The 16,453-nt window shown below is 61.6% G+C and carries 18 protein-coding genes and 1 tRNA gene; 12 read left to right on the forward strand and 7 right to left on the reverse strand.

Annotated features, from left to right (window positions below):
- The first annotated feature begins 232 nt into the window (after positions 1 to 232).
- From cspE to G3574_RS04915, 3 genes are all read left to right on the forward strand, one after another.
- On the forward strand, positions 233 to 436 hold the full coding sequence (cspE, locus tag G3574_RS04905; protein ID WP_163960890.1) for a transcription antiterminator/RNA stability regulator CspE: 204 nt from the start codon (positions 233 to 235) through the stop codon (positions 434 to 436).
- 309 nt (positions 437 to 745) lie between these two features.
- Positions 746 to 2,101, forward strand: coding sequence for a cache domain-containing protein (locus tag G3574_RS04910; RefSeq protein WP_163960891.1), 1,356 nt, complete (start codon positions 746 to 748; stop codon positions 2,099 to 2,101).
- A gap of 7 nt (positions 2,102 to 2,108) precedes the next feature.
- Positions 2,109 to 2,741 (forward strand): response regulator transcription factor, encoded by a 633-nt coding sequence (locus G3574_RS04915; protein ID WP_163960892.1) that lies wholly within the window; start codon positions 2,109 to 2,111, stop codon positions 2,739 to 2,741.
- Positions 2,742 to 2,807: 66 nt separating this feature from the next.
- Here the strand turns inward: G3574_RS04915 and icd are convergent, their stop codons facing one another.
- Positions 2,808 to 4,061 carry an NADP-dependent isocitrate dehydrogenase gene (icd, locus tag G3574_RS04920; RefSeq protein WP_163960893.1) on the reverse strand — a complete coding sequence of 418 codons (1,254 nt, stop codon included), beginning with the start codon at positions 4,059 to 4,061 and terminating at the stop codon, positions 2,808 to 2,810.
- A 286-nt stretch (positions 4,062 to 4,347) separates the two neighbouring features.
- Between icd and G3574_RS04925 the strand changes: the two genes are divergently transcribed.
- Entirely contained in the window at positions 4,348 to 4,905 is a 558-nt protein-coding gene (locus G3574_RS04925) for a pseudouridine synthase (RefSeq protein WP_163960894.1), read from the forward strand.
- Between the two features lie 34 nt (positions 4,906 to 4,939).
- Here G3574_RS04925 and G3574_RS04930 read toward each other — a convergent pair whose 3' ends face one another.
- The gene (locus tag G3574_RS04930) at positions 4,940 to 6,061 is read right to left on the reverse strand and encodes a HupE/UreJ family protein (RefSeq protein WP_163960895.1); all 1,122 of its coding nucleotides are present in this window, start codon (positions 6,059 to 6,061) and stop codon (positions 4,940 to 4,942) included.
- Positions 6,058 to 7,257: a tetratricopeptide repeat protein gene (locus tag G3574_RS04935; protein WP_163960896.1), complete on the reverse strand. Its 1,200-nt coding sequence runs from the start codon at positions 7,255 to 7,257 to the stop codon at positions 6,058 to 6,060. The genes G3574_RS04930 and G3574_RS04935 overlap by 4 nt, the downstream gene beginning before the upstream one ends.
- Before the next feature lie 197 nt (positions 7,258 to 7,454).
- Between G3574_RS04935 and G3574_RS04940 the strand changes: the two genes are divergently transcribed.
- Together G3574_RS04940 and G3574_RS04945 are read left to right on the forward strand one after the other, a co-directional pair.
- The gene (locus tag G3574_RS04940) at positions 7,455 to 7,673 is read left to right on the forward strand and encodes a hypothetical protein (RefSeq protein ID WP_163960897.1); all 219 of its coding nucleotides are present in this window, start codon (positions 7,455 to 7,457) and stop codon (positions 7,671 to 7,673) included.
- 94 nt (positions 7,674 to 7,767) lie between these two features.
- Complete coding sequence (locus tag G3574_RS04945; protein WP_163961034.1) at positions 7,768 to 8,220, forward strand: DUF192 domain-containing protein; 453 nt, start codon at positions 7,768 to 7,770, stop codon at positions 8,218 to 8,220.
- A 142-nt stretch (positions 8,221 to 8,362) separates the two neighbouring features.
- Here G3574_RS04945 and rpsT read toward each other — a convergent pair whose 3' ends face one another.
- Positions 8,363 to 8,626 (reverse strand): 30S ribosomal protein S20, encoded by a 264-nt coding sequence (gene rpsT, locus G3574_RS04950; protein WP_163960898.1) that lies wholly within the window; start codon positions 8,624 to 8,626, stop codon positions 8,363 to 8,365.
- A gap of 186 nt (positions 8,627 to 8,812) precedes the next feature.
- Between rpsT and murJ the strand changes: the two genes are divergently transcribed.
- Positions 8,813 to 10,363: a murein biosynthesis integral membrane protein MurJ gene (gene murJ, locus G3574_RS04955; RefSeq protein WP_163960899.1), complete on the forward strand. Its 1,551-nt coding sequence runs from the start codon at positions 8,813 to 8,815 to the stop codon at positions 10,361 to 10,363.
- Positions 10,364 to 10,433: 70 nt separating this feature from the next.
- Entirely contained in the window at positions 10,434 to 11,273 is an 840-nt protein-coding gene (locus G3574_RS04960; protein WP_163960900.1) for a SirB1 family protein, read from the forward strand.
- Between the two features lie 58 nt (positions 11,274 to 11,331).
- Here the strand turns inward: G3574_RS04960 and G3574_RS04965 are convergent, their stop codons facing one another.
- On the reverse strand, positions 11,332 to 13,254 hold the full coding sequence (locus G3574_RS04965; RefSeq protein WP_163960901.1) for an ATP-binding cassette domain-containing protein: 1,923 nt from the start codon (positions 13,252 to 13,254) through the stop codon (positions 11,332 to 11,334).
- 171 nt (positions 13,255 to 13,425) lie between these two features.
- Here G3574_RS04965 and G3574_RS04970 point away from each other — a divergent pair.
- Together G3574_RS04970 and G3574_RS04975 are read left to right on the forward strand one after the other, a co-directional pair.
- Positions 13,426 to 13,500: transfer RNA gene (locus G3574_RS04970), tRNA-Arg, on the forward strand.
- A 203-nt stretch (positions 13,501 to 13,703) separates the two neighbouring features.
- Positions 13,704 to 13,868: a hypothetical protein gene (locus tag G3574_RS04975; RefSeq protein ID WP_163960902.1), complete on the forward strand. Its 165-nt coding sequence runs from the start codon at positions 13,704 to 13,706 to the stop codon at positions 13,866 to 13,868.
- 432 nt (positions 13,869 to 14,300) lie between these two features.
- Here the strand turns inward: G3574_RS04975 and G3574_RS04980 are convergent, their stop codons facing one another.
- Positions 14,301 to 14,591, reverse strand: coding sequence for a hypothetical protein (locus G3574_RS04980; protein WP_163960743.1), 291 nt, complete (start codon positions 14,589 to 14,591; stop codon positions 14,301 to 14,303).
- On the opposite strand from G3574_RS04980, the gene G3574_RS04985 reads away from it, so the two are divergent.
- Both G3574_RS04985 and G3574_RS04990 read left to right on the forward strand, forming a co-directional pair.
- The gene (locus G3574_RS04985) at positions 14,572 to 14,829 is read left to right on the forward strand and encodes a hypothetical protein (RefSeq protein ID WP_163960903.1); all 258 of its coding nucleotides are present in this window, start codon (positions 14,572 to 14,574) and stop codon (positions 14,827 to 14,829) included. The genes G3574_RS04980 and G3574_RS04985 overlap by 20 nt on opposite strands.
- Positions 14,830 to 14,931: 102 nt before the next feature.
- Complete coding sequence (locus tag G3574_RS04990; protein WP_163960904.1) at positions 14,932 to 15,780, forward strand: fumarylacetoacetate hydrolase family protein; 849 nt, start codon at positions 14,932 to 14,934, stop codon at positions 15,778 to 15,780.
- Positions 15,781 to 15,799: 19 nt separating this feature from the next.
- On the opposite strand, the gene maiA is transcribed toward G3574_RS04990, so the two are convergent.
- Complete coding sequence (gene maiA, locus G3574_RS04995; RefSeq protein WP_163960905.1) at positions 15,800 to 16,453, reverse strand: maleylacetoacetate isomerase; 654 nt, start codon at positions 16,451 to 16,453, stop codon at positions 15,800 to 15,802.

The raw sequence follows: 16,453 nt of genomic DNA on the forward strand, positions 1-16,453 counted from the left end.
AAACTCCTGAATTCAAGAAGCGCGTCGTTGTAAAACCCTTGCTTTTTGTCAAAAGGTTCACTGGCACAACCTTGACTTTTATATTTTTTGCAGGAACAATGGTCAATATTGATAAAGCGGCAGTTATGCAAAAGTCAATATGAAGTGAGCAGGTTTTAGGAGGGGGCAGCGTTACGCGGGGCTTCTTGCTTACTCGGCTCGTGTGATTGGTCATTATTTGAAAGACGCTTCTATGGCAACAGGTACCGTCAAGTGGTTCAACGATTCCAAAGGCTTCGGATTTATCACTCCGGATGACGGCGGTGAGGATTTGTTCGCCCACTTTTCCGCAATTCAAATGAACGGCTTCAAGACCCTGAAAGAAGGTCAAAAGGTGCAGTTCGAAGTAACGCAAGGCCCGAAAGGCAAGCAAGCTTCTAACATCATGAATGCATAATTCGCCCGCTGGTCTTCTGACCAGTAAGTGAACCGGAAACCCTGCCAGGCAGGGTTTTTTTTCGCCCCTACATCCGCCGCCCCACCCTATATCCAGTCATTGCCGCCGTATCGGGTCGCGAAGTCCGGCGCACTCATGCATCGGCCTCGGGCAAAAGTCAGGCCCCTCCCTTCGCCATGGCGTTGAGACGCATCCGCCGGTGGAGATGGTGCCTACTCCCCATTCTTACAAGTCTTTGTAGCAATCACACATCGCGCCAGATTACACACGATGTTTTTCGGTGGGCCAAATGGCTGTAAAGTAACGTCCATGAAACTTCGCCAGAAAATCATCCTCGTCGCGATCACGCCGCTCATCCTGGCGCTGATCGCCATCGCGATGGCCGTCCAGCATCAGACAGGACTTCTGGCGCAGCAGCAGCGGGCATCGGTTGAGGCGGCCTACCTGGCGAGCAAGGAAGCCGAGCTGACGCATTATGTGTCGCTCGGCACGCGGTCGATCGCGAACCTGTATGACTCCGGCAGACAGGACGAAGCGACGCTCAATGAAGCCAAGGCCATCCTCGCCAAGTTGGATTACGGCGACGACGGCTACTTCTTCGTTTACAACCTGCAAGGCGTCAACCTGATGCATCCGCGCCAGCCGGACCTGGTCGGCCGGGACCTTTGGGAACTGCGTGATGCCTACGGCAGCCCGACCATCCAGCGCCTCATCAACCGCGCCAAGGCGGGCGGCGGATTCGTCACGTACTACTGGGAAAAGCCGTCCACCGGCAAGGTCGCGCCAAAGCTGGGCTATGTGGTCATGCTGCCGCGCTGGGGCTGGATGCTGGGCACCGGCATCTACATGGACGACGTCGAGGCGGCCCTGGCGAAGATCGACACACAGATCTCCCGCAACATCCGCAACACCATGCTCTGGATCGCCGGCATCGCGGTCGCCGGCGCCCTGATAATCGCCCTCACCGGGCTTGCCCTTAACATCAGCGAATACCGCGTCGCGGATGCCAAGCTGAAGGTGCTTGCCCAGCGGGTCGTGCGCTCGCAGGAAGACGAGCGCGCGCGCCTGTCGCGGGATTTGCACGATGGCATCAGCCAGTGGCTGGTATCCATCAAGCTGCAGGTGGAATCCGGCATCGCGAAGCTGACCGCCCAGGCGGACCAGCCGGAAGTGGCGCGCCGCTCGCTCGACCGTGCCGCGGTGCAACTCAACGACGTGCTTGGGGAAGTCAGGCGAATCTCCCACGACCTCCGGCCCGCCCTGCTCGACGATCTCGGCCTGGCGGCCGCGCTCGACCACCTAGTTGGCGAGTTCAGCGAGAACACCTCCATCCCCTCGCATTTCGAGGCGGAGGGCAAGGTGGACAGCTTGAGCGACGTGGCCAACACGGTGCTGTTCCGCATCGCCCAGGAGGCGCTCACGAACATCAAGCGCCACGCAAACGCGACCAGCGTGAAGGTGAAACTGGTCGGCGACAAGATTTCCGTGCAGCTCGTCATTGCCGACGATGGCGTTGGCTTCGACGTGGCAAGCATCGCCCAGCATCCCAAGCGCGGCATCGGCCTGCGAAACATGCATGAGCGCGCCGAGGCCGTCGGCGGTACGCTCAAGCTGGCTTCCTCCGCTGCCGGCACGGCCGTCGTTGCCACCTTACCCCAAATCTGAGTCCACCATGCAAGCTCAAGCCCTCGTCCAGATCCTGCTCGTCGATGATCATCCGCTGGTACGCGACGGATTGCGCGCCCGCCTGGAAACCATTCCGCATTTCCGCGTGGTGGCGGAGGCCGCGAATGCAAACGACGCGTTGAAGCATGCTTCCGGGCAGCCGATCGATCTCGTGCTCATGGACATCAACCTCAGTGCGGGCATGAATGGCATCGAGCTGACCGGGCGCTTTCATGCCCTGTTCCCCGAGATCGCGGTTCTCATGCTCAGCATGCACGACAAGGCGGAGTACGTGATGCAGGCTATCCAGGCGGGAGCGCGCGGCTACGTGCTGAAGGACGCGCCGGCCATGGACATCATTGCCGCCATCGACACTGTCATGTCCGGCGGCATCTATTACAGCGCGGGCCTCGCCAGGCAATTGTCCAAGCCGATGGCGCCGGCGATGCTGCTGACGCCGCGCGAACGCGAAGTGCTGCACCGGATCGCCACCGGCAAATCCAACAAGCACATCGCCCGCGAGATGGACCTCAGCGTGCGCACCATCGAGACCCATCGCCTGAACATCAAGCGCAAGCTCGGCATCGAAGGCCAGGCCGACCTGATCCGCTTCGCGCTCGAACATACCTTGATCAAGTGATCGGGCGACCAGAATGAAAAAAGGGCCGGAAGTTTCCGGCCCTTTCATTTCAACCCGAGGGATGGCTTACATGTGTTCGATCATGACCTGGCCGAAACCGGAGCAGGAAACCTGGGTCGCGCCGTCCATCAGGCGGGCGAAGTCATAAGTCACCTTCTTGGACGTGATGGCTTTTTCCATGGACGAAATGATGAGGTCCGCGGCTTCTACCCAGCCCATGTGGCGCAGCATCATTTCAGCCGACAGGATCAGCGAACCCGGGTTCACGTAATCCTTGCCGGCGTACTTCGGCGCCGTGCCGTGGGTGGCTTCGAACATCGCCACGGAGTCGGACAGGTTGGCGCCCGGCGCGATGCCGATGCCGCCGACCTGCGCCGCGAGCGCGTCGGAAATGTAGTCGCCGTTAAGGTTCAGCGTGGCAATGACGCTGTATTCGGCGGGACGCAGCAGGATCTGCTGGAGGAAGGCGTCGGCGATGGAATCCTTGACGGTGATCTCGCGGCCGGTCTTCGGATTCTTGAACTTGCACCACGGTCCGCCATCGATCAGTTCCGCGCCGAATTCGTTCTGCGCCAGGGCATAGCCCCAGTCGCGGAAGCCGCCTTCGGTGTACTTCATGATGTTGCCCTTGTGAACGATGGTCACGGAAGGCTTGTCGTTGTCGATCGCGTACTGGATCGCCTTGCGAACCAGGCGCTCGGTGCCTTCGCGGGAAACCGGCTTGACGCCGATGCCGGAGGTGCCGGGGAAACGGATCTTCTTGACGCCCATTTCCTTGACCAGGAAGTCGATCAGCTTCTTGGCGCCGTCGGAACCTTCGGCCCATTCGATGCCGGCGTAGATGTCTTCGGAGTTCTCGCGGAAGATGACCATGTCGGTCTTCTCGGGCTCACGCACCGGGGAGGGCACGCCCTTGAAATAACGTACGGGACGCAGGCAGACGTAGAGATCCAGTTCCTGGCGCAGCGCGACGTTCAGAGAGCGGATGCCGCCGCCGACGGGCGTGGTCAGCGGGCCCTTGATGGAAACCACGTAGTCCTTCAATACCTTCAGGGTTTCTTCCGGCAGCCACACGTCGGGGCCGTAGACCTTGGTGGACTTTTCACCAGCAAAGATTTCCATCCAGCTGATCTTGCGCTTGCCGCCGTAAGCTTTTTCCACCGCCGCGTCGACGACCTTGATCATGACCGGAGTGATGTCCACGCCGGTGCCATCGCCTTCGAGGTAGGGAATGATGGGATTGTCGGGAACGGTCAGCGAGAAATCGGCGTTGACGGTAATTTTTTGGCCGTCGGCAGGCACTTTGATATGTTGGTACATCGTGGGCTCCGGGTTGAAGGAAAGAAGGCGCAGTCCGGGTTCACTGTTGTTGTCAGCATGCAGTCCTGCGCCCGACTTGTCGGTCTTGCGAGTCAGTGTTTGAGCAGTCTTATATAAGACATAAGAGCACTTTTCATATTATGCACGACTATTTTACTGGATGCCATCAATTTTACGATAGACAAGCCCATTTCCGGCTTCGGGAAAAGGCGCTCGCGGCGCGCTCCAGCCGCGGCGTTCGCATCGTGCGCAACGCGTAGAATAGGCGGAATCAAGAAAGATTCCCATGCCGCTCATCCTCTTCAACAAACCCTTCGACGTCATGTGCCAGTTTTCACCGCATCCCGCGCGCGAAACGCTTGCCAGCTACATCGACGTTCCGGGCATCTACCCTGCCGGCCGACTGGATGCGGACAGCGAAGGCCTGGTCCTGCTGACCGATGACGGCAAGCTGCAGCACCGCATCAGCCACCCAGGCCGCAAGCAAACCAAGACCTACATCGTCCAGGTGGAAGGCGAGCCATCAAGGGAATCGTTGCAGCGGTTGCGCGCGCCGCTCGACCTCGGCGACTTCGTTACCCTGCCCTGCGATGCGCGCCAGATCGAAGCGCCGGATTGGCTATGGGAACGGCAGCCGCCCATCCGGACACGCCTCAGCGTGCCCACGAGCTGGCTGGCGATCACTTTATCCGAGGGGAAGAATCGCCAAGTCAGGCGCATGACGGCCGCCGTCGGCTTGCCGACCTTGCGCCTGGTGCGGATCGCCATCGGTCCATTTTCACTCGAAAGCCATCCTCTCTGGCCGGGAGAATGGCAAGAAGTCAGCGCCGCTGCCATTGCCTGACGCAGCGGATCTCGAACGTCGACGGCACAAGCCGCTAGAACGGCATGAATTTCAGGTCGAAGGCCCGCTCGATGAGCCACGCGGATGCCACCGCGGCGATCAGCAGCGAGCCACCCAGCAATACGCCGCGCCGATAGAAGGCCGTGTGCCGCAGCAGGTAGGCGATTGGCAGGAATCCCGCCACGATCGCCAGCTGGCCGACTTCGACGCCAAGATTGAAGCCGACGAGCGACAGCGCCAGGGCATCGCTCGGCAATCCGAGGTCCGAAAGAACGCTCGCGAAGCCGAAGCCATGAATCAGGCCGAACACGAAGGCCATGGCCCAGCGGCGCTCCCTGAACAGGGGAAAGATGTTGTTGAGGGCAGCGAGCACCACCGATGCGGCGATGGTCGACTCCACCAGGCGCGATGGCAGGCTGACGAAATGCAGGCTCGCCAGAGTCAGGGTGATGGAGTGCGCAACGGTAAATGCCGTGACGATCTTCAGCACGCTCATGAACGCGGGCCGGAACGCGCCGACTGCCTCCCAGGCGTGCCCCTTGCGCAATACCACCGCCGGCAACAGCAGGGAAAGCAGGAAAAGAATGTGGTCAAAGCCGATCCAGATGTGCCAGATTCCTTCGCGCCCGTATTCCAGGAATTGCGTCAGGCGGCTCGGCCGCGTCATGGTGAATGCCTGCGACGATTTTTCCGGCGTGAACACACCTGCCGACGACGTACCCTGGTACGCGAGCCGCAGCAATCCCTTGTGTTGCGGATCGATGTCGAAGAACAGGCTGTATCGCGCCTGGAGCACCTCTACCGGAACGGGGCAGCGGGCGACGAAACGCAACACCGCATAAGCGCCGTCGGTATGGTCGTCGATCAGGTGTTCGCTGACGCTTGCCGGGCAGGATTGCCCGGCGGTTCCCAAGGCAAGACGTGACATGGCATAGGCATCGATCTCGCCCAGCTTGGCGCGGACCTCTCCCCAGGTGATCGCGGCATCGCCATTGGCGTCGAGGCCGATGGCGAAATCCAGGTCGCGCAAGGCGATGTCCCATTGACCGCGGATTTCCTGGCCATCGACGGTCAAGGTAAGGTAGCTGTCGCTCGGCTTGTGCGCGTGGGCAAGGCCGGCGCATAGCAGCAGGCACAGCATCAAGATGCGCATCATGGCCGCTCCCCTTTCAGCTTGCGGCCCAATCCGATCAGGGTCTTGTCTTCGATATGGCTTTCCTGCAGCCACGCGAGAACCGGCGCGGCGGTGGCCGCGTCGTTCGCCGCCACGGCCGCCTCCAGGAAGACTTGCGCATCCCGCGGCTCGCGCTGCACCTTCCAGTTTTCCGCCGCGAGGGCCAGGGCCGATTTCACATCATTGTTGACTTGCAGCGCGAACCGGGATTCTTCCTGCTGGTGCACCGTGTCGCCGCGCATCTGCGCCGCCGCGTAGCGCGCGGCCAGTTCCGCTTCGCGCTGCCTGGCCGCCGGCAACTTGAGCGCATGCTCCGCCAAAACGATCCGCAGCAGCAAGACGTCGGAACGCGACTTGTCCTTGAGCAGAGCCAGGACATCGTTGTAGCGCTTTTGCTCGATGAGAAGGTCGGCATAGGCGGCCAGCAGGAAGGTATCTGAAATGCCGAGGCCGACCGCCTCCTTGAAATGCGTTTCGGCAGTAGCCAGGTCGCCCTGCCGCCAGGCGAGTTCGCCAAGCCGGATCAACACCCACATGCGCTGGGAATCTTCCTTGCCGGAAGCCTCGCGATAAGCCGCGAGAAGCGATTGGTAGGCGGGCGCGGCCCTGCCGGTCAGGCCGTCCACCATGGCTTCGCAAGCCTGTCCGATGAGGGGATCGCCTGACTTGCGCAAGGCCGTGCAGTCGACCCTTCCCGCCGCATAGCGCGCCTGCACGATATGGATGATGGCGCGCAGCGCCCTCGCGGCGGAATTGTCGGGCTCGCGCTCCAGCACCTTGTTCAGATCATCGACCGCCCCGTCGAAGTCATGCCGGAATTGTTTCAGGCTGGCCCGCAGAACCTGGACGCTGGTAGGCGGCTGCTCAAGGGACCACCATGGGCGCAGCGCCGCTTCGGCGTAGCCCAGGTAGCGCGGATCGCCTTCCTCGCCGACCAGCTCGTAGTAACGCCGGGCCAGCTTGACGGCGACATCGAGATTTTGCGGGTCCTTCTGCAGCGCGCGGCGCAAGGCGGACATCTCGCGGGCGACCGGATCGTTTGCCCGGAATGGCAGGCGCTCGAGCACCTGGTCGTCGGAGGCAGGCGCATGGGGCGCGGCCCCGGCCTGGCAGGCCACGGCCAATGCGGAGGCGGACAAGAGAAGACGAAGGCGAGAGGTAGGCAAGCAGTCGAGCAAGCGGAATCCTTGGTAATGTGGCAAAGATGGCAGGCAATCAAGGCCATGTAATTTACCTCAGGACAGGAATGCCTGCAGGACGACCCAAAGTGTCCTGAATGAAAAACATGTCAACCGGAATTCTTGTTTTTCGTTAATCGCCTTGATTCGGAAGAATCGTCGACTTCATTAACATGTTAATAAAAGAGGGTATAACAATGAACAAACTGATCGCTGCTCTGGTCGCCGGCCTTTTCGTCACTTCCTCCTTCGCAGCCAGCCACGCCGCTGCTCCTGCCATGCCGGCAGCCCCGGCCGCAGCGCCCGCTGCCGCTTCCGCATCGGCTTCCGCCGATGCTGCCGCTCCCAAGGCAAAGAAAGCCAAGAAGAGCAAGAAGGCCAAGAAAGCCGCTGCTTCCGCCGAAGCTTCCAAGTAATACCGGATTGAATGTAAAAAAGGGCAGGTTGAAACCTGCCCTTTTTATTTGTACTCTCGCTGTTTTACATTCCGATTCCGCATCGTTTCCGTCCATGCGTCCATCACGCCATTTCATTGCACTCTTCCTTGCCGCGTCTGCCATGATGCTCGGGGCCGGGCAGGCTGCAGCGCAGCAACCAACCAATTTCCCGGTCATTTCCCTGAACGCCGGCATCCATGTCATCCGTGCCGAAGTCGCCGCGCGCGATGCCGAGCGCCAGCAAGGATTGATGTATCGGGAAAAAATGGGACCCAACGAGGGCATGGTATTTCTGTTCGGCGAACCCGCCGGGGTCTGCATGTGGATGAAAAATACCCTGATCCCGCTTTCCGTGGCCTTCCTGGACGAGGCGGGAAAGATCGTCAATATCGAGGACATGAAGCCGCAGACAACCGATTCCCATTGCGCAAAGAAACCGGTACGGTATGCGCTGGAAATGAACCAGGGATGGTTCCGGCAAAAAAACATCAAGCCGGGCATGGTCATCGACGGTTTGCCTCGCTGACCCTTTGGGTGGTTGAAAACCGATGGCCTTGTGATATGCAAGGCTACCCCTCAGAATTCAGGACGACAAAAACCCGCGCAACCTTATCAGGTTACGCGGGTTCAATCCGACTTCGTCCGGCCTTGGGCCGGAAAGAGAATGCTTAGGCCAGCGCCTTGAGGGCGGCTGCCAGGCGGCTCTTGTGGCGAGCGGCCTTGTTCTTGTGAATGATCTTCTTGTCGGCGATGCGGTCGATGACCGACACGGACGACTGGAACACGGCGGCTGCGGCTGCCTTGTCGCCGGCGTCGATTGCCTTGCGAACTGCCTTGATCGCCGTGCGCAGCGTGGAACGCTGGCTGGAATTGTGTGCGTTGAGCTTGACTGCTTGACGAGCGCGTTTGCGCGCTTGTGCGGTATTTGCCATGTGTATTTCCTAGATCGAAATCGGACTGTGCGCCAACATGCGGCACAGAATTCAGTAAAGCCTCGGATTATAACGCGGTTTTCTGCAATTGAGCAATCGCCGATTCAGCGGCCGGACCAGCCGGCCAGCGTAACGCGCTGCAACAGTCCCATGGCGGTGTCGAGGCTGCCGCTATAATGGCGCACCATGAACCTGCACAAAACGCTGGCCACCGTGTCCGGCATGACGATGCTGTCGCGCATTACCGGACTGGTACGCGAGCTTCTGATCGCCCGGGCCTTCGGCGCCTCTGCCTTCACCGACGCCTTCTTCGTCGCCTTCCGCATTCCCAACCTGTTGCGCCGCCTGTTCGCCGAGGGCGCGTTCTCGCAGGCGTTCGTGCCCATCCTGGCCGAATACAAGAACAAGCGCGGCGACGATGCCACCAAGGAACTGGTCGACCATGTCGCGACGGTGCTGATCTGGTCGCTGCTGCTGACCTGCGTGCTGGGCATCATCGGCGCGCCGGTGGTGGTGTTCTTCATTGCGACGGGGCTGAACTCCGAGCCGGAAGTCTACCGTCATACGGTAACCATGACCCGGCTGATGTTTCCGTACATCGGCTTCATGGCCTTCGTGGCGCTGGCGGGCGGCATCCTCAATACCTGGCGCCAGTTCCGGGTGCCGGCATTCACGCCGGTGTTGCTCAACCTGTCGTTCATCGCCGGATCCCTGTTCGTGGCGCCGCATCTCCGCGAACCGGTCTATGCCCTGGCATTCGCGGTGGTGGTCGGCGGCGTCCTTCAGGTCGCCATCCAGTTTCCCGCGCTGGTACGCATCGGGATGCTGCCCCGCCTGTCGTGGAATCCCCGCTTCGCCTTGAGCGACCCGGGCGTACGCCGGGTGCTGCGCCAGATGGGCCCGGCGATCCTGGCAGTCTCGGTGGCGCAGATCAGCGTCATCATCAATACCAACCTGGCATCCAGATTGGCCAACGGCAGCGTCTCCTGGCTCAACTATGCCGACCGCCTCATGGAGTTCCCGACCGCGCTGCTCGGCGTCGCGCTCGGCACCGTCCTGCTGCCCAGCCTGTCGAAAGCAAACGCGGACGGCGACCAGGCCGAATACTCCGCGCTGCTGGACTGGGGCCTGCGCCTGACCTTCCTCATCGCCCTGCCATCCGCGGTCGGCCTGCTGACCCTGGCGGTGCCGCTGACAACCACGCTCTTCCACTACGGCAAATTCGACGATGTCTCGGTCACGATGACCGGCCGCGCCCTGATTGCCTACGGGGTCGGGCTGATCGGACTCATCCTGGTAAAGATTCTGGCGCCGGGTTTTTATGCCAAGCAAGACATCCGAACGCCGGTGAAAATTGCGATCGTGGTGCTGCTCGCGACGCAAGCAATGAACTTCCTGTTCGTGCCCTGGATCGCGCATGCCGGGCTTGCCTTGTCCGTCGGCGCCGGGGCCTGCCTCAACGCGGCCCTCCTCTACCGAGGGCTGAAGCAGCGCGGCATCTATCGCCCCCAACCGGGCTGGCTGATGTTCCTGACGCGCGTCACCGGCGCGCTGTTCCTGCTGGCAGGCGTTTCGCTCTGGACCGCGGGGCAGTTCGACTGGATCGCGATGAAGAGCACGCCGCTGCTGCGCGCCGCGGCCTTGACGGGCGTGATGCTGGCCTGCGGCGTGACTTACTTCGGCGCATTGCTCGCCATGGGGTTCAGATTCAGGGATTTCAAGCGGATTTCACTTTGAGACATCGCTGTATCAAGCGGTCATGAATTAGCGCTTCTCTTCTCCGTGGCATGGTTTATGATGGCTTGGTATGGCGATTCAATCCCTCGAATACTTTGCAACGCTCGTTCAGGATGACGATTCGATTCCCCTGTTCGAAGCCGCGTTGTCTCTTGCCCAGGATGTCGAACCGGAACTCGACCTGATGGCCGCACAGGCCGAAGTCGATGCGCTGGCCGCGCGCCTGCAGCGCAGGCTGGCGGCGGATGCCTCGAACGTCCAGAAGCTGCGCCTGCTGAATCATTTCTTCTACCGCGAACTGGGCTTCGCGGGCAACGTCAACGATTACTACGACCCGGACAACAGTTACTTGCACCGGGTCATCAGCTCGCGCCGCGGCATTCCGATTTCGCTGGCGGTGCTCTACATGGAAATCGCACAGCAGATCGGCTTGAACGTAAAGGGCGTTTCCTTCCCGGGACATTTCCTGATGAAGCTGTCGATGCAGTCCGGCGACATCGTGCTCGATCCCTTCAATGGCGTGAGCCTGTCGCGGGAAGAACTGGAAGAGCGGCTGGAACCCTACTTCGAGCAACAGAGCTACCCCGGCGCGATCCCGCTTGCGTATTACCTTCACGCTGCGCATCCGCGCGAGATCCTGGTACGCATGCTGCGCAACCTGAAGGCATTGTTCCTGGAGCACAAGCGCTGGCAGCGCCTGCTTGGCGTGCAGCAGCGGCTGGTGATCCTGCTGCCGGAAGAGATCGCGGAGCGGCGGGACCGCGGACTGGCCTACGCCAACCTCGAATGCCCGCAGGCCGCGCTTGAAGACATCGAAGCCTATTTGTCCGAACGTCCTTATGCGCCGGATGCGGAAGCGCTGCGCAAGAAGCTGCCCGAATTGCGCGAAGCCAGCCGCCGCCTGAACTAGGCGCCGCCGCTGGGGCAAGCCAAACACAAACGTCGCGCGCCTTGCCCGGATTCGAGACTCATCCCTTGGCCTTGGCTTCGATGGCTTCCCACTTCTCCAGGCTTTCCATCAGCAAGGCGTCGATTTCGGCGAAGCGCTGGTTGAGCCGCTGCACGTCGTCGGGCCGCTGGCGGTAAAGCTCGGGATCGGCGAGCTGCTCCGAAATGCCCTGCTGCTCGGCTTCGAGTCCGGCGATCAGGCCGGGCAAGGACTCGAGCTCGCGTTGTTCCTTGAAGCTCAGCTTCTTGCTCCTGGCCGGGCTGGCGGCATCGCGGGCCGCTGGCTTGCTTTCCGCGCGAGCTTCGGATTTCGGCTCGGGCTTCTGCCCGGCGGCGGGCTTGGCAGGCGCAGGCCGCACCCGCTCCCAGTCGGAATAGCCGCCGACATATTCGCGCCACATGCCCTCGCCTTCGGCGACGATCACCTGGGTGACGACGTTGTCCAGGAACATGCGGTCATGGCTGACGAGGAAAACCGTGCCCTTGTAATCCTCCAGCAGTTCCTCCAGCAGTTCGAGCGTATCGATGTCGAGGTCGTTGGTCGGTTCGTCCAGCACCAGGGCGTTGGCCGGCTTCGCAAACAGGCGCGCCAGCAGCAGGCGGTTGCGCTCTCCGCCGGACAGAGATTTTACCGGCGAGCGGGCGCGCTCCGGCGAAAACAGGAAGTCGGACAGGTAAGTCATGACATGCTTGCGCTGGCCGTTGATCTCCACCCAGTCGCTGCCCGGGGAGATGGTGTCGGCGAGCGAGGCGTCCTCGTTGAGCTGCGCGCGCATCTGGTCGAAGTAGGCGACCTCGAGGCGGGCGCCCTGCTTCACGTTGCCGGCGTCAGGCTGTTCCTCGCCGAGGATCAGCCTCAGCAGGGTGGTCTTGCCGGCGCCGTTGGGCCCGATCAGGCCGACCTTGTCGCCGCGCATGATGATGGCGCTGAAGTCGCGCACGATGACCTTGTCGCCGAAGCGCTTGCTGACGCCGACCAGTTCGGCCACGATCTTGCCGGACTTTTCGCCCACCGACACATCGAGCTTGACCTGGCCCTGCTGGTCGCGGCGCTGGCCGCGCTGGCGGCGCAATTCTTCCAGGCGTCGCACGCGGCCTTCGTTGCGCGTGCGGCGCGCCTCAACACCCTTGCGGATCCAGACTTCTTCCTGCGCCAGGAACTTGTCGAACTTGGCGTTCTCGATGGCTTCGACTTCGAGCTGTTCGGCCTTGCGTTTTTGGTAAGCGCTGAAATTGCCGGGAAAGGACAGCAGGCGGCCGCGGTCGAGTTCGACGATGCGGGTGGCGATGTTGTCGAGGAAGGAGCGGTCGTGGGTGATGAACAGGATGCTGCCCTTGAAATCGCGCAGCAGCCCTTCCAGCCACATGATGGAGGTGAAGTCGAGATGGTTGGTCGGTTCGTCCAGCAGCAGCACGTCCGGCGCGCCGACCAGCGCGCAGCCTAGGGCCACGCGCTTCTGCGTGCCGCCGGACAGCGTGCCCATGATGGCGTGCCTGTCGAGGTTGAGCCGGTCGAGGATGGTTTCGACGCGGTTGTCGAGGTTCCAGGCATCGGCGGCATCGAGCTGCCCCTGCAGCGCATGCATGCGCTCCATTAGGGCCTCGTCGTCCTGGCCGCCCAGCCTGGCGGTCAGGGCATGATATTCGTCGAGGGCCTCGCGCACGCCGGCCAGGCCGGACGCCACCGCATCGAACACCGACAACTGCGGCGCGAACTGCGGTTCCTGCTCCACATAGGCCACCTTCAGGCCCTGCTGCATGACGAGCTGTCCGTCATCCAGCCGCGCCTTGCCGGCAATGATCTTCAGCAGCGACGATTTGCCGGTGCCGTTGCGGCCGATGAGGCCGACGCGCTCCGCCGCTTCGAGGGAAAATTCGGCGTGGTCGAGCAAGGCCACGTGGCCAAATGCAAGCTGCGCATCGTTCAGGGAAATGACTGCCATGGAAACACCAGCGTTCCATGCCGACCCGCTGGCCGTGACCGGCGCCCGCGGATCCGCATGATGGAGAATTAAAGCCCGCATTGTACCGAGTCCCGTTCGACAACGTCATGTTTTGCAACAGTCTCGGCTATAATCTCGGCGTGGCGCGCTTCCGGCGTGCCGCCGCCGTGTCTCGCCGTAGTTCAATGGATAGAACGAGTGCCTCCTAAGCGCTAGATACAGGTTCGATTCCTGTCGGCGGGACCAGTCCCCGAACCACCCTTCCCCCTCGAACGCGCTCCGTTCCGTTCCTTTCCTTCCTACTCTGCCCGGGTGCCTTGCTTCGCCGCGCATCCAGAAATCCCGTCTCGGCTTGCCCGACATCATCCCTTCGTCCCGGTGACAGAACTCAATGATTCCCCGGATGGTCGTAGTAGCATCGATTTATCCATTTGACATCAAGGGCAACCATGCAACGCTACGAAGAGAAGGATCCGCTGGATCCGTTGAAGACCGATGATGGCCTGAGCGACAAGATCGACGGCGAACTCGTCGACGACGACGTGTCCTCCTCGGAAGTTGCGCGGCGCATTAGCCTGCTCGGCAAGCTCGTGATCCCACCCGCGGTGCCCTGACGCCAGACTTGCCCACAGCACTTGTGGTCAAGCCTGTGGAAAACCTGCGCATAGGCAAGCTAAGCCACTGATCCTGCAGGCAGATTTTCCCCTGCGCAAAATCCGTGCAGGACATGCGCCGCGCATCGGCGGGATTTGCATTTGTCCGAAACTTTGGCAATTGCCAAAAGCCTAAAGAGCTGGAAGGTTCATCTTCGATCACCCGGATTTCCCGGAAGGAGGTTCACGATGAAGATCCCGGCTCTGGTTCTTGGAACCCAGGCTGCCATCCTGGCTGGCGTGGCATTCATCCTGTTGGTGCTGTAGGCCAGCATTCGTTTCGGCTGCCCAGCCTGTGAAGGCCGGACGGGGAGACCGCCCCGTCCGCCTCGTCATGTCCGCGTATCCGAGCGACATGGCATGACCGACCTTTTCAACCCCGATCCAACCTGTTCATGATGAAGGAGGCGTGATGAGAAGCTTGAAGCGCATGGTATTGCCACTTGTTGTTTCTTCCGTTTCCCTGCTGGGCTCAGCGGCCATTGCCGCCCAGCACAATGAAATGAAACCTGCCAACGCCGCGTCGAGCGGCACCGTCAGCGAAAGCCCTTCCTCGAGCGGCATGAACCAGGGCAGCGCCGGGATGGGCGGCTCGGGTGGTTCCAGTGGCTCTAATTCCAGTGGTTCCAGTTCCGGCAGCAGCGGAACGAGCAGCTCCAGTGGAATGAGCAGCACGAATGGCATGAATGGCGCTGCCGGCAATGCCGGAATGAGCGCGGTGGAAAAGCGCCAGCTTTCCGAAGATTTCTCGCCGCAGGGCCAGTACCGCATCGCAACCAAGGAAGCGCAGGCCGCCTACCAGGACGCATTGAAGGAATGCCGCCAGTCGGGCTCAGACCGCAACAGCTGCATGACGGAAGCAAAGCGCAACCTTCAGAGCGATCTGGCGCAGGCGAAGCAGAACCTCAGCAGCGGACGCTAAGCCCGCCCGTCCCATCGTTCCCGGCAACGTCAGCCCTCGCGGCATCACGCAGGATGTTGCCGCCTCGGCTACCATAGTGCGTTCCAATCACGAGGAGAACGCATGAAACTGGTACGCTACGGGCGCCCCGGCAAGGAAAAGCCGGGGCTGATCGACAATGAAGGCAAGCTGCGCGACTTGTCCGGCGTGATCGCCGACATCGGGCCGGACACCTTATCCGCAAAGTCGCTCGCCAAGCTGGCGAAGCTCAAGCATGCCAGCCTGCCGCCGGTGCGCGGCACGCCGCGCTTCGGCGTGCCGGTTGCCCAGGTCAGCAAGTTCGTGTGCATCGGCCTCAACTACTCCGATCATGCTGCGGAAGCCGGCATGCCCCTGCCGAAGGAACCCATCATTTTCATGAAGGCCGTGAGCTGCCTGTCGGGCGCGAACGATCCTGTCATGCTGCCGAAAGGATCGGTCAAGACCGACTGGGAAGTGGAACTCGGGGTGGTGATCGGCACGATGGCACGGCACGTGAGCGAAAAGGACGCGCTCAACCACGTGGCCGGCTATTGCGTGGTGAACGACGTATCGGAGCGTGAATTTCAGCTCGAGCGTGGCGGCACCTGGGACAAGGGCAAGGGCTGCGATACATTCGGCCCGGTAGGCCCCTGGCTGGTGACGCGCGACGAAGTGCCCAATCCGCAGCGCCTCGGCATGTGGCTGGACCTCAACGGCGAACGGGCACAGACGGGAAGCACCAGGACCATGGTATTCCCGGTCGCGAAGATCATCAGCTACGCCAGCCGTTTCATGACCCTGATGCCGGGCGACATCATCGCGACGGGCACGCCGCCCGGCGTGGGCATGGGCATGAAGCCGCCGCGTTTCCTGAAGCCCGGCGACGAAATGCGCCTGGGCATCGACGGGCTCGGCGAACAGCGCCAGCCTGTCGTGCCTTTCAAGCTCTGATCAAGCGACCCTTCTCTCGCTACTCGGCGTCCGGCTGCACGGCCGGCGCCGCCTTGGCGAAGGCTTCAAGTTCCTGGCAAGCCGCGTTGATGCGCATGATGGTCGGCATGGCGGACAGGTCGCATTGCAGCCGCTGCGCGTTGGCGATCTGCGGCACCAGCAGGCAATCCGCGAGTCCGGGCGTTTCGCCATAGCAGAAGGTGCCGGTGCGCGAGTCACGGCTGAGCATCTTTTCCACCGATGCAAGGCCATGCTCGCACCAGTGGCGGTACCAGGTATCCTTGCTTTCTTCCGATACCTTCAGCTCGCGCATCAGGTAGCGCAGCACGCGCAGATTGTTGAGCGGATGAATCTCGCAAGCGATGGTCAGCGCGAGGCTGCGCACCCAGGCGCGATCAAGCGGACTCTCGGGGAGCAGGCGCGGCTCGGGATGCGTCTCTTCCAGGTACTCGATGATGGACAGCGACTGGGTGAGCGCTTCGCCGCCGGTGGATTCATCGACCAGCACCGGGACCAGGCCATCGGGGTTGAGCTGCAGGTATTCCTGGCTGAACTGCTGGCCGCCGTTCTTGAGCAGGTGGACCGGCACGACCTCGTAGTCGAGCCCTTTGAGGTTGAGCGCGATGCGAACGCGATAGGAAGCCGAACTGCGGAAATAAGCGTAAAGCTTCAT

Source organism: Noviherbaspirillum galbum (genome assembly GCF_010974945.1).
In the GTDB taxonomy this organism is placed as follows: Bacteria; Pseudomonadota; Gammaproteobacteria; order Burkholderiales; family Burkholderiaceae_D; genus Noviherbaspirillum; species Noviherbaspirillum galbum.